The sequence below is a fragment of the Pseudomonas sp. T8 genome, from assembly GCF_024610635.1.
GTDB classification, from domain to species: domain Bacteria; phylum Pseudomonadota; class Gammaproteobacteria; order Pseudomonadales; family Pseudomonadaceae; genus Aquipseudomonas; species Aquipseudomonas chlororaphis_I.
Genome location: NZ_CP102374.1, coordinates 6,708,427 through 6,720,488 on the forward strand (window position 1 = coordinate 6,708,427; position 12,062 = coordinate 6,720,488).

At 64.7% G+C, this 12,062-nt stretch carries 10 protein-coding genes; 4 read left to right on the forward strand and 6 right to left on the reverse strand.

Annotation, left to right across the window (positions count from 1 at the left end):
• Positions 1-44: 44 nt before the first annotated feature.
• Positions 45-1,250 carry an MFS transporter gene (locus NRG23_RS30480; protein ID WP_009049848.1) on the reverse strand — a complete coding sequence of 402 codons (1,206 nt, stop codon included), beginning with the start codon at positions 1,248-1,250 and terminating at the stop codon, positions 45-47.
• A 125-nt stretch (positions 1,251-1,375) separates the two neighbouring features.
• Here NRG23_RS30480 and NRG23_RS30485 point away from each other — a divergent pair, with 125 nt between their 5' ends.
• Both NRG23_RS30485 and NRG23_RS30490 read left to right on the forward strand, forming a co-directional pair.
• Positions 1,376-2,275, forward strand: coding sequence for a LysR family transcriptional regulator (locus NRG23_RS30485; protein ID WP_038633698.1), 900 nt, complete (start codon positions 1,376-1,378; stop codon positions 2,273-2,275).
• Between the two features lie 91 nt (positions 2,276-2,366).
• On the forward strand, positions 2,367-3,236 hold the full coding sequence (locus NRG23_RS30490; protein WP_257373203.1) for a DUF2242 domain-containing protein: 870 nt from the start codon (positions 2,367-2,369) through the stop codon (positions 3,234-3,236).
• A 355-nt stretch (positions 3,237-3,591) separates the two neighbouring features.
• Here NRG23_RS30490 and NRG23_RS30495 read toward each other — a convergent pair whose 3' ends face one another.
• Positions 3,592-4,629: an AraC family transcriptional regulator gene (locus NRG23_RS30495; protein ID WP_016701938.1), complete on the reverse strand. Its 1,038-nt coding sequence runs from the start codon at positions 4,627-4,629 to the stop codon at positions 3,592-3,594.
• Positions 4,630-4,633: 4 nt separating this feature from the next.
• Entirely contained in the window at positions 4,634-5,764 is a 1,131-nt protein-coding gene (locus tag NRG23_RS30500) for a carbon-nitrogen hydrolase family protein (protein ID WP_038577722.1), read from the reverse strand.
• A 211-nt stretch (positions 5,765-5,975) separates the two neighbouring features.
• Between NRG23_RS30500 and NRG23_RS30505 the strand changes: the two genes are divergently transcribed.
• Positions 5,976-8,015, forward strand: coding sequence for an NADPH-dependent 2,4-dienoyl-CoA reductase (locus NRG23_RS30505; protein WP_009049843.1), 2,040 nt, complete (start codon positions 5,976-5,978; stop codon positions 8,013-8,015).
• A 221-nt stretch (positions 8,016-8,236) separates the two neighbouring features.
• On the forward strand, positions 8,237-9,169 hold the full coding sequence (locus NRG23_RS30510) for a 1-aminocyclopropane-1-carboxylate deaminase/D-cysteine desulfhydrase (protein ID WP_257373204.1): 933 nt from the start codon (positions 8,237-8,239) through the stop codon (positions 9,167-9,169).
• Here the strand turns inward: NRG23_RS30510 and NRG23_RS30515 are convergent.
• From NRG23_RS30515 to NRG23_RS30525, 3 genes are all read right to left on the reverse strand, one after another.
• Complete coding sequence (locus NRG23_RS30515; protein ID WP_009049841.1) at positions 9,166-9,714, reverse strand: cytochrome b; 549 nt, start codon at positions 9,712-9,714, stop codon at positions 9,166-9,168. The genes NRG23_RS30510 and NRG23_RS30515 overlap by 4 nt on opposite strands.
• A 171-nt stretch (positions 9,715-9,885) precedes the next feature.
• Positions 9,886-10,713: a phosphonoacetaldehyde hydrolase gene (gene phnX / locus NRG23_RS30520; RefSeq protein WP_038633688.1), complete on the reverse strand. Its 828-nt coding sequence runs from the start codon at positions 10,711-10,713 to the stop codon at positions 9,886-9,888.
• 137 nt (positions 10,714-10,850) lie between these two features.
• Positions 10,851-11,960, reverse strand: a complete 1,110-nt coding sequence (locus NRG23_RS30525) for a 2-aminoethylphosphonate--pyruvate transaminase (RefSeq protein ID WP_016701934.1) — start codon at positions 11,958-11,960, stop codon at positions 10,851-10,853.
• Between the last annotated feature and the right edge of the window lie 102 nt (positions 11,961-12,062).

Genomic DNA, 12,062 nt, shown 5'->3' on the forward strand with positions numbered 1-12,062 from the left:
AGTCACAAACAGAGACCCCGGCCAACGCGCCGGGGTTTTTGTTTTCAGCCTATGGCGGGAAACCCATGGCGGCGGGCGTTCACGACCACTACCAGGCAAACCAGCAGCAGGCCGATGATCACCCAGGGAAACGACAGTACCCCGGGACCTTCCAGCAGTATGCCCCCCACCAGCCCGCCACCGGCGATGGCCAGGTTCCAGGCGGTCACCAGCATCGACTGCGCGGCGTCGGCAGAGGAACCGGAAGTCTTCGCCAGGGCTGTCTGCAGCAGGGTGCCGAGGCCACCGTACGACAAGCCCCAGAGGACCATCGAGGCGTAGACCGCGGCTGGCGCGTCGGGGCGCAGCGCCAGCAGCAGTGCACAGAGGCCGAACAGGATGCAACTGACCAGCACCAGCCGCCGCAACCAGCGATCGATCAGCAGGCCGACGACCCAGATGCTCAGCACCGCGGTCAACCCGAATACCAGCAACACCCGGTCGATCTGCCCGGTGATACCGGCCGGCTCCAGGAGCGGCGCGATATAGGTGTAGAGGATGTTGTGGCCCAGGACATAAGCGAAGGTCACGAACAGCACCGGCTTGACCCCGGGCAAGGCAAACACGCTCTTCAGCGACAGGCGCTTGTCGCTGCGCAGGCCGGGAAAGTCCGGCACCTGCCAGCGCACCCAGCCGAGTAGAACCAGAGTCAGCACCGTCATCAAGGCAAAGCTGGCCCGCCAGCCGACCAATGCACCGAGCAGTGTGCCCGCCGGCACTCCCAGGGACAGCGCCAACGGTGCGCCAAGCATGGCGACGGCGATGGCCCGGCCTTGCAGGTGCGGTGCGACCATGCGGCTGGCATATCCGGCCAGCAGGGCCCAGAGCAGCCCGGCGAATATCCCGGCAAAAAAGCGCGCGACCAGGATCAGGCTGTATTGGGTGGAGAACGCGGTGACACTGTTGACCAGCGCAAAGCCGCCTATCGCGATCATCAGCAAGGGCCGGCGGCGCCAGCCCTGGGTGAGGATCACCAGCGGGATCGCCGCCAGGAGCGAACCAATGGCGTACAGCGTAACCAGTTGGCCCACCAGCGCCGGGGACACCGCCAGGTCCTGGCTCATCTGTGGCAACAGGCCGGCTGGCATGGCTTCGGTAAGGATGGTGATGAACCCGGCGGTCGCCAGCGCCAGCAGGCCGCTCAGCGGAAGTCGGTCGTGACGTCTGGACTCGATGTCCAGCAGGTCGACGGTGGCAAGAGGTTCGGTCATGGTCTCAGGCTCGCTACAGGTTTCAGGAAGTAGGGAGGCTGAGGGTAGGGCGCTGTGATAAAGAGAAAAATAGGCTAAGGTTCCGAACTTATCGGACATCCATGTCCGCAATAGCGAGGTTGGCGATGGACTGGTTGAGCAATATCTCAGTCTTCCTGCAAGTGGCGAAAACCCGCAGTTTTACCGAGGCGGGGCGGTTGTTGGGGGTATCGTCTTCGGCTGTCGGCAAGAGCATCGCGCGGCTCGAGGAGCGCCTGGAGACCCAACTGTTTCATCGCAGTACCCGCAGCATCACCCTGACCGCCGAAGGTGCAGGTTTTCTCGAGCGCTGCCGCCGGATTGTCGCCGAGGTCGAGGCGGCCGAATTCGATCTGTGCAAGTCTTCCAATGCTCCGAGGGGCAAGCTGCGGGTCAGCCTGCCGCAGGTGCATGGCCTGGTGATGCCAGTGTTGGTGGAGTTCATGCAGCGTTATCCGGAGATCGAGCTGGATATCGTGCTGACGGACCGCATAGTGGATGTCGTGGAAGAGGGGTTCGATGCCGTGATACGTACCGGCAGCCCCGGTGACTCACGGCTGGTGGCCCGGTCCTTGGGGCAGTACCGCCTGGTGCTGGTGGGGACGCCTGAGTACTTTCGCGAGCATGGCGTTCCGCAGACGCCCGCGGACCTGGCTAACCACGGGTGCTTGCGGCATACCTTCCACAACACGGGCAAAATCGAGCACTGGCCATTGCGACGAGCGGTCGACGCCCCGGAACCGCTGCTGCCGACACGTTTTGTCAGTACCTCGATCGAAGCGCTGGACCACGCGGTACGGCGCGACCTGGGGATCGCCTGCCTGCCCGACTTCATGGTTCACGAAGCGGTCGAGCGGGGCGAGTTGCAGCGGGTGCTGGACGAGCATCTCGAACACAACGGCACCTTCTGGCTGCTCTGGCCTGCGAGCCGGCACACTGCCGCCAAGCTACGTGTGTTCATCGATCATCTGTGCGCGCGACTTTTTCCGGCAAACCGTGGTCAGTAACCTTGTATTCACCTTAAGACACTAATCCGCGCGCCCTGTGGCCTCGAACTGTTGCACAATACGCCCCGGACCGTTTTCCTCAGGATTTTCGATGCATAGATCATTTCACCTGCGTGCCGCCGGGTTGACGCTGCTGCTGGCGGCCGTCGCCGGTTGTTCGTCGCAGAAGACCGCCATTTACGAGCATGAAAACTTCGATGACTCCGGCACCTTTTCGCGCAATTACCCGGTGAGTGACACGGCGTCCTGCGAGGCCGCCCGTCGCGCACTGCTCAGCCAGGGCTACATCATCACCAGCAGCGATCCGAAACTGGTCAGTGGTCACAAGAGCTTCCAGCAGACGGGCGAAACCCACATGGAGATCAGCTTCAGCGTGGTGTGCGCCCAGGACGGCAGTACCGATCACCGCTCCACGGTGTTCGCCAACGCCCTGCAGGACCGTTATGCGCTGAAGAAGGTCAACAACTCGGCGAGCCTGGGGGTGGGCGTGCTGGGTTCGGTGTCGATGCCGATCGGCTCGACCGACGACTCGATGGTCAAGGTCGCCAGCGAGACGGTTTCCTCGGCGAAGTTCTATGAGCGTTACTTCGCCCTGGTGGAACTGTTCCTGCCGCAGGAAGCGAAAAAGGCCGCGCACATCATCGAGAAGCCGAAGACCGATCTGGGCATGCCCGAACCCAAGCCCGCCGAGCCCGCCGCAGCACCAGCCCCGGCGCCCGTGACGCCGCAACCGGCACCTGTCGTACCGCCTGCTGTACCGGCTGCCGAGCCGACTCCGGCCACTGCGCCCGTTGCGCCACCCGCATCGAACTTCTCGCAACCGCTAGCGCCACCCGCGGAAGCGGCGCCCATTGCGCCGGGCGCACCTGCCGAGCCGACACCGTCCACCGAGATCGTGACCCCGCCTCCCGCCAGCACCTTGCCGGCGCCGACAGAGCCGATTCCGGCAATGCCACAGTAAGCATCTGCGGATAGCTGCGAGATCGACCCTGGTGTCGATCCCGCGGTTGCCAGTCCTCTCTGAAGATTTCTTTGCCAGCTCGCGGGTAAATCCGTTGCCAGCTGCTACGTTCCATCTGAGGGACGGAGATTGCGCACGGTTTTTTTTCTGTCACATCGGCACTTTATGCTGACGGCTCAGTCAGTAAGAAGACGACTCAGCACGCAGGTTACCTAAGCCCCACCCACAGGCCACACACAAGGAGTCCGCGATGGACGATTACCAAGAAGAACTGCTGGAATTCCAGGCCTTTGAACTGGACCCGCTGGAACCCGCAGAAGACGCCACCGAGCTGTAACGCCGGTGGCGTTTTTTTTCAGGCGGACTGCCGGTGGCTGCGACGAAATTCACCCGGTGTCTGGCCGCTCCAGCGCTTGAAGGCGCGTTGAAAGGCCTCGGCTGAGGCAAACCCCAACAGATAGGCAATTTCCCCGAAGGCCAGTTCGGTATCGCGAATGTAGGTCATGGCCAGATCGCGGCGGGTGTCGTTGAGAATGGCGCGAAACTGCGTCCCTTCCTCGGCGAGTTTGCGGCGCAGGGTCCAGGTTGGCAGCTTCAGGCGTGCCGCCACTTCTTCCAGGTCGGGCTCCCGGCCACCATTGAGCAAAGGCCCCAGCAACTGAGTGATGCGTTCACGCAGGCTGCGGGTGCGGGTCAGTTGCTCCAGTTCCCGTTCACAGAGTTGCAGCAAATGGCGCCAGGTACTGGGGCAGTGCTCGACATTGCGCTGGGCCAGGGTGGTCTGGCTCAGGCGCAACTGATTGTGCTCGGCGCCGAACAGGATCGGGCAATCCCCCAGGCTGTTGTAGCGTTCGCGGTAATCGGTCTGGGCAAACTCGATCTCGATGCGTTCAGCCTTGACCGGCGAGCCGAGGCTGCCCAGTTGCTGCAGCCAGCCGGCCAGGATCGAATCCACCACAAAGCGGTTGTAGGCGTTGTAGGGGCTGATGGAGTAGAAGCGCAGCCAGGCGCCGTCGGCGTCTTCATGGAAGCTCGACTGGCCGCGATAGTTCGAGCCATACAAAGCTTCGAAACGGGTCAGGCAGCGCGCGGCTTCGCGTACGGTCGGCGCCTGGGCGGCGGTGACGCCCGCCAGCCCGGCCTGGCTCAGGCGGCTGAGCTGGCCCATGCGCAGCCCCAGCGCCGGATCGCCGGTCAGTTGAATCGCCGCGTGGCCCAGGCGCATGTAACGGGGAATCGACAACCGCGCCCCGGCCTCGGCCAGGCGCGCGGCGTCCAGTCCGTATTGTTCCAGCAGCGGCTGCGGGTCGAGGCCATGGCTGCGCACGGCGTCGGCCAGGCTATGGACGAAGCCCACCGACAGGTCTCCGAGGCGCATCGGCTGGGGCTTCATGGACTTACAACCAGATATTCAGCAAACGCGCGCCACGGGCATCGCCATCGGCGAAGTGCTCGCCGTTGCTGTTGATGAAGCTTTGCCCGGCGCTGCCCTGATCCCAGAACTGGCCGCGCAGGAACACGCTGACGCCGGCGCTGGCCAGGCTGCTGGGCGCGCGGCTGGTCAGGGTCAGGCGGCGCCAGGCCTCGCCTTCGCTGACTTCTTCAGGCTTGAGGCTGACCTCGCTTGGGGTCGAGAGGTTCTTGTAGCCGCGCCATGGCCTGTCCCAGGCGCCACGGCCCATGACGAAGGCCGGGACCGCCACCAGTTGCGCGCCCTGGGCGTTGAGCTTGCGGTAGTTGTCCGGGTACCAGCTGTCGCTGCCGATCAGCACGCCCAGGCGGCCGGCCGGGGTGTCGACCACCTGGACAGCCTGGTCGGCGCTGGCCTGGATAAAACCGCGCTCGTCGAAGGTCGGGTACAGCTGGCGTTGCGGCTGGCCGATCGGCAGGCCATCGCTGCCGAAGACCAGGGTGGTGTTGTACAGCGCGCCGCTGCCGATGCGCAGGTTGCTGCCTTCGATCACCGGTTCCGGCAGGACAATGGAGCCCGCCACCAGGGTGATGCCAAATTCCTTGGCCAGGCCGCCGAACAGCCGCTGGTACTGCTCGGCCATGCTCCTGGCCTTCATCCGCAGGTGCGCGTCGTTCAGGCGATTGTCACCCTTGGCGGTGATCAGGGCGCGCAGGAAGGGCAGGGGGTTGCTTACCGCCAGCCAGTTCATCGCCTCTTTCAGGCTGGCGGCCTGATACAGCTCGTTTTTCTCGCCGCTGACCATCAGCCAGGTGCCGATGTGCTCCGGCAGCACCACCACGGTCTTTTCGTTCAGCAGCCCTTGGTCCCGGGCCTGTTGCAGGTAGGCCGCGAGCTTGCGGTGCAGACGCTCGGGGCTCTGGTAATCGGTGGGGAACAGCTCGGGCTGGATGCCCAGCAGGTTGCCGTGGTCGGCAGGGGTGCCCTGGTCCACCGCGAGCTGGATACGCAGGTCGGACAGGTAATGACCGATCGGCCGCTCGCGGGTCCACAGGGTGTAGCTGGTCAGGGCGGCAATCAGGGCCAGGGTGAAGGTGAAGTAAAGAAGTTTGCGCATGGGAAGACAGTCGGCAGCCGTGTGCGGGATTCGCTGACTAGGGTAGGGCCCATGTCCGCGATTGCCAAGGGCGGGCTGCGCATTTGGATCAATAAGTTGTCAGTTACGGTCATTGAGCGCCTTGGGGGCTGCTCTTAGTCTGTCGAACATGACCGACGGGAGCCGCAGAGCTTCCGCATTTTTCCCGTGATCGTTCGATGTGGAGTTACCGATGGCCGCCGCTCACTACCCGCATTTGCTGGCCCCGCTGGACCTGGGCTTTACCACCCTGCGCAACCGTACCCTGATGGGCTCGATGCACACCGGCCTGGAAGAAAAGCCCGGTGGTTTCGAACGCATGGCCGCCTACTTCGCCGAGCGTGCCCGCGGTGGCGTCGGCCTGATGGTGACCGGCGGCATCGGCCCCAACGACGAAGGCGGCGTGTACTCCGGCGCGGCCAAGCTGACCACCGAAGAAGAGGCGCTCAAGCACCGTATCGTCACTCGCGCGGTCCACGAGGCGGGCGGCAAGATCTGCATGCAGATCCTCCATGCCGGGCGTTATGCCTACAGCCCGAAACAGGTGGCGCCGAGCGCGATCCAGGCGCCGATCAACCCGTTCAAGCCCAAGGAGCTGGACGAAGAGGGCATCGAGAAGCAGATTCGCGACTTTGTCACCTGCTCGACCCTGGCGCAGCAGGCCGAGTACGACGGCGTCGAGATCATGGGCTCCGAAGGCTACTTCATTAACCAGTTCCTCGCCGCGCACACCAACCACCGTACCGACCGCTGGGGCGGCAGCTACGAAAACCGCATGCGCCTGCCGGTGGAAATCGTCCGCCGCGTGCGCGAAGCGGTAGGCCCGAACTTCATCATCATCTTCCGCCTGTCGATGCTCGACCTGGTGGAAGGCGGCAGCACCTGGGAAGAAATCGTGCAGCTGGCCAAGGCCATCGAGCAGGCCGGCGCGACCATCATCAACACCGGTATCGGCTGGCACGAAGCGCGGATCCCGACCATCGCCACCAAGGTGCCGCGTGCCGCCTTCAGCAAGGTCACGGCCAAGCTGCGCGGTTCGGTGTCTATCCCGCTGATCACCACCAACCGCATCAATACTCCGGAAGTGGCCGAGCAGATCCTCGCCGAAGGCGACGCCGACATGGTCTCCATGGCGCGGCCGTTCCTTGCCGACCCGGAGTTCGTCAACAAGGCAGCCGCGGGGCGTGGCGATGAAATCAACACCTGCATCGGCTGCAACCAGGCCTGCCTGGACCACACCTTCGGCGGCAAGCTCACCAGTTGCCTGGTGAACCCGCGGGCCTGCTACGAGACCGAACTCAACTACCTGCCGGTGCAGCAGATCAAGAAGATCGCTGTGGTCGGCGCCGGCCCCGCCGGGCTGTCCGCCGCGACCGTGGCGGCCGAGCGCGGCCATCAGGTGACGCTGTTCGATTCGGCCAGCGAAATCGGCGGCCAGTTCAATGTCGCCAAGCGCGTGCCGGGCAAGGAGGAGTTCTTCGAAACCCTGCGCTACTTCAAGCGCAAGCTGCAGACCACCAACGTCGAGCTGTGCCTGAACCGTCGGGTCGATGTCGAGCAACTGGTGGCCGGCGGTTATGACGAAATCATCCTGGCCACCGGTATCGCCCCGCGCACGCCGGCGATCCCGGGCGTCGACCACGCCAAGGTCCTGAGCTACCTGGACGTGCTGCTGCAGCGCAAGCCAGTGGGCCAGAAAGTGGCGGTGATCGGGGCTGGTGGCATTGGCTTCGACGTCTCCGAATTCCTCGTGCATCAGGGCGTGGCCACCAGCCAGGACCGTGAAGCGTTCTGGAAGGAATGGGGCATCGACACGCACCTGGAGGCCCGTGGCGGCGTCGCCGGTATCAAGCCCGAGCGTCATGCCCCGGCGCGCCAGGTGTTCCTGCTGCAGCGCAAGACCTCCAAGGTCGGCGACGGCCTGGGCAAGACCACCGGCTGGATTCACCGCACCGGCCTGAAGAACAAGCAGGTGCAGATGCTCAACAGCGTCGAGTACCTGAAGATCGACGACGCCGGCCTGCACATCCGCATCGGCGAGAGTGGCGAGCCGCAGGTGTTGCCGGTGGACAATATCGTGATCTGCGCCGGCCAGGACCCGCTGCGCGAACTGCACGAAGGCCTGGTGGCCGCCGGGCAGAACGTGCACCTGATCGGTGGCGCCGACGTGGCCGCCGAGCTGGACGCCAAGCGTGCGATCAACCAGGGCTCGCGCCTGGCCGCGGAACTCTGATCCAGCGGTAATCATGGCCACCGGGGGGTTCTGCGAAGAGCCCCGGTGGCTTTTTTATGTCTGTTCCGACGCCATCGCGGGCAAGCCTCGCTCCTACAGAGCGAGCGGGCGGCGATCCGACTTGCCCGCGATAGCGCCCCTGAGGCTGGTAAACTTGCCGCCTTGATCATCCAGAACCCGCCCACGATGCATTGCCTTCCCTCTGCTGTTCCAGCCCGCCCATGAGCCTCGGACCTTTCCACTGGCTGCCCAGCGCGCCCCTGCAACCCCTGGCCCTCGACTGGCTGTCCCGCGTCGGGGTGGAAGTGGCGGTCCTGCGCCTGGATCGGATCGACCCGCTGATCTCCGGTAACAAGTGGTTCAAGCTCGCCCCGCATCTGGCGGCGGCTGGCGAGGCCGGTGCCCGTGGCATCATCAGCCTGGGCGGCGCTCACTCCAATCACCTGCATGCGTTGGCGGCCGCCGGCAAACGTTTCGGTTTCGCCACCGTGGGGCTGCTGCGCGGCCATCCGCAGGACACGCCCACCGTGCTCGACCTGCAAGGCTTCGGCATGCAGCTGCACTGGCTCGGTTACGGCGGCTACCGAGCGCGGCATGAACCAGGCTTCTGGCAGCCCTGGCAGGCCCAGTACCCTGAATTGTTCCCGGTGGCGGAGGGCGGTGGCGGCTTGCTCGGGGCCAGCGGCTGCATGCCGCTGGTGAACCAGGTGCGCAGCCAGTTGAATGCCTTGGACTGGGACGACTATCACGGCTGGTGGCTGGCCGCCGGCACCGGCACCACCCTGGCCGGGCTGGTGCTGGGGGAGGCCGGCGCCCACCCGGTGTATGGCGCCCTGGCAGTGCCGGACGATCACGGTGTCGCGCAACAGGTGGCGGCTATTGTGCGGGAGGCGGGCTTGCAGGACGGGGGTTATGAGCTGTTCGACAGCAGTCGCGGCGGTTTCGCCAAGGTCGATCCGCTGCTGCTGGCGTTTATCGAAGAGACTGAACGCCACAGCGGCATCCCCCTGGAGCCGCTGTACACCGGCAAGGCCTTGCTGGCCCTCAAGCAACAGGTGGAGGCCGGGCGCTTTGCCGCCGGCAGCCGCCTGGTCTTCGTCCATACCGGCGGCTTGCAGGGCCGCCGGGGGTTCGCCGAGCCGGCGCAGCCTTAGCCGCGCTTGGGCAGCATGCGTTGCAGGGTGTTGTCGCGCATAAAGTAGTGGTGGTAAAGCCCGGCCACCGCATGCAGCCCGATCAGCCAGTAGCCGACGGTGCCCAGCAGCACGTGCCAGCCTTCGACCTGTTTGGCGAACTGTTTGTCTTCAGCCACCAGCAGCGGCAGGTCGATGCCGTAGAACATCACCTGATGGCCTTCGGCGCTGGTGATCAGCCAGCCGAGGATCGGCATGGCGATCATGAACAGGTACAGGGCCCAGTGCATCAGCTTGGACAGCAGCATCTGCCAGCTTGGCGGTGTGGGCAGGATCTTCGGTGCCACCCCCAGGCTGCGGGCCAGCAGGCGCAGCCAGACCAGCACGAACACGGTCAGGCCGAGCATGAAGTGCGCTTCCTTGATCAGCGTCCGGCCACCGCTGCCCTTGGGAAAAATGCCGCGTAATTCGATGCAGGCGTAGACCGCGATCAACAACACCAGCATCAGCCAATGCAATGCAATCGACACCGTGCTGTAACGGTTGTCGGAGTTCTTCCAGGGCATAGAGCCTTCCTCGTTCATCAGGTCAGTAGCCTCCGTTCTTAACGACGGAGTGCTGTAACTGTAATCCTGTTTCCGAGGCTCTGCCCGGGGCAAATGCGCGGTTTGCGCAAGTGCCGGTAAAAAAACGGCAGCTCCATGCCGGGCTGCCGCTCGGGGGAGGCCAATGGCCGATCAGCTGCTTTGGGGCATCTCGCCGTTGGCCAGGCGCTGGTTGATGTCGGCGATCACCTGCGGTAAATCGCTGATGGTGTCGATCATGTAGTGCGGCCGCGAACCCTCGAACAGCCCGTGGATGCGCTGGCGCTCGCTGGCCAGGGTGTCGCTGCCCAGGGCGCGATAACCCTCGTAGGTCAGGCCCAGGGCGTTGCCGGAGCAGATCAGGGCCACAGTCCACATGCCGGCGCGACGGCCTTCGAGAATGCCCGGCACGGTGTCGTCGATCTTCACGCAGGCGGCGACATCGTCGGTCCCCAGGGCGATCACGTTGGCCAGGGCCTGGGCCGGCCATGGGCGGCCGTTTGGCACCTCGTCGGTGGCCACTACGTGGTCGGCGACGTAGCCATTGGCCGCCGCCAGTTCCACCACCTTGTCCATGACCTGCTTCGGGTAGCCGGAGCAGGAGCCGATCCGGATGCCTTGCTGGCGCAGGTTGGCGATGGTTTCCAGGGCGCCGGGGATCAGCGCCGAATGTTCGGCGATCTTTTCGATCTGCAGCGGCATGAAGCGCTGGTAGATGGCGGTGACATCGTCGTCGGTCGGGGTGCGGCCGAACACCTGGCGATAACGCTCGGCAACCTGCGGCAGGTCGCACAGGGTGCGGATGTGGTCCCACTTACCCATGCCCATCGGGCCACGGGCTTCTTCGATGGAGACCTGCACGTCGAACTCGGCGAAGGCCTCGACGAAGATCTGGGTCGGCGCAAAGGAGCCGAAGTCGACCACGGTGCCGGCCCAGTCGAGGATCGCGGCTTGCAGCTGCTTGGGGGTGTTGTAGTTCATTTGTTGATGCCTATGTATGTAGGAGCGAGGCTTGCCCGCGATGAACGATGACGAGGTTGACCTGATGGAACGCGGTGCCCGCAATCGCGGGCAAGGACTAGGCGTCCCCCCCTGCTCCTACAGGTTGTGTGTCGGGGTCAGATATCCAGCACTTGCATTTCCCGCAGCACATCGGCGATGGCCTGGACCGCGGCGCGCATCCCGGCCGGGTCGACGTGGCCGATGCAGCCGACGCGGAAGGTTTCGACCTGGGTCAGCTTGCCGGGGTAGAGGATGAAACCCTTGGCCTTGACCCGTTCGTAGAACTCCTTGAACTGGTAGCGCGGATCTTTCGGCGCGTGGAAGGTGACGATGATCGGCGCCTGGATCGCCGCCGGCAGGAAGCTGCGCAGGCCCAGTTGCACCATGCCGTCGAGCAGCGCCTGGCAGTTGGCGGCATAACGCTGGTGGCGCGCCGGCAGGCCGCCTTCTTCGTGGTATTGCAGCAGGGCTTCGTGCAGCGCCGCGACCACATGGGTTGGCGGCGTGAAGCGCCATTGCCCGGTCTTGAGCAGGTAGCTGTGCTGGTCGTGCAGGTCCATGGCCAGCGAGTGCGAGTTGCCGGCGGCCGCGGCCAGGGCGTCCTTGCGGGCGAAGACGAAGCCCATGCCGGGGACGCCTTCCAGGCACTTGCCGGACGCGGCGATCAGCGCGTCGAACGGCACCTGCCGGGCATCGATCGGCAGCGCGCCGAAGGAACTCATGGCGTCGATGATCAGGCGCTTGCCATGACCGGCGACCACCTGGGCGATGTCCGGCAGCGGGTTGAGGATCCCGGTGCTGGTTTCGCAGTGGATCAGCGCCACATGGCTGATGGTGGCATCGGCATGCAGCAGGCGATCGACGTCGGCGGCGGTGGTGGGCTGGTCCTCGGCGGTTTCGAAGGTGCTGAAATCGCGGCCCAGCACTTCGCAGATCCTCGCCAGGCGCTTGCCGTAGGCGCCGTTGATCAGCACCAGCACCTTGCCGTCGCGTGGCACCAGGGTGCCGATGGCGGCTTCCACGGCGAAGGTGCCGCTGCCTTGCAGGGGCACGCAGTGGTGGCTGGCGGCGCCGTTGACGATGGCCAGCAATTGTTCGCAGACGCTGGCGGTCAGCTGGTTGAAACGGTCATCCCATGAACCCCAGTCCAGCAGCATCGCCTGGCGGGTACGGGCCGAAGTGGTCAGGGGGCCGGGAGTGAGCAGGATGGGCGCGGCAGTACTCAATTCGGGTGTCCTCGCAGAAGCGTTATGGGATGCGCTTGGGATAAAAACTACGGGGCTTAAATTGCAGTTTGGCTCGTTATCAATCAAATTGTTTGTTGTTAT

Bases quoted from the DNA above. Each gene is read 5' to 3' on its own strand.
- NRG23_RS30480 (WP_009049848.1), bottom strand. From the start codon at position 1,250: ATGACCGAACCTCTTGCCACCGTCGACCTGCTGGACATCGAGTCCAGA.
- NRG23_RS30485 (WP_038633698.1), top strand. From the start codon at position 1,376: ATGGACTGGTTGAGCAATATCTCAGTCTTCCTGCAAGTGGCGAAAACC.
- NRG23_RS30490 (WP_257373203.1), top strand. From the start codon at position 2,367: ATGCATAGATCATTTCACCTGCGTGCCGCCGGGTTGACGCTGCTGCTG.
- NRG23_RS30495 (WP_016701938.1), bottom strand. From the start codon at position 4,629: ATGAAGCCCCAGCCGATGCGCCTCGGAGACCTGTCGGTGGGCTTCGTC.
- NRG23_RS30500 (WP_038577722.1), bottom strand. From the start codon at position 5,764: ATGCGCAAACTTCTTTACTTCACCTTCACCCTGGCCCTGATTGCCGCC.
- NRG23_RS30505 (WP_009049843.1), top strand. From the start codon at position 5,976: ATGGCCGCCGCTCACTACCCGCATTTGCTGGCCCCGCTGGACCTGGGC.
- NRG23_RS30510 (WP_257373204.1), top strand. From the start codon at position 8,237: ATGAGCCTCGGACCTTTCCACTGGCTGCCCAGCGCGCCCCTGCAACCC.
- NRG23_RS30515 (WP_009049841.1), bottom strand. From the start codon at position 9,714: ATGCCCTGGAAGAACTCCGACAACCGTTACAGCACGGTGTCGATTGCA.
- phnX (WP_038633688.1), bottom strand. From the start codon at position 10,713: ATGAACTACAACACCCCCAAGCAGCTGCAAGCCGCGATCCTCGACTGG.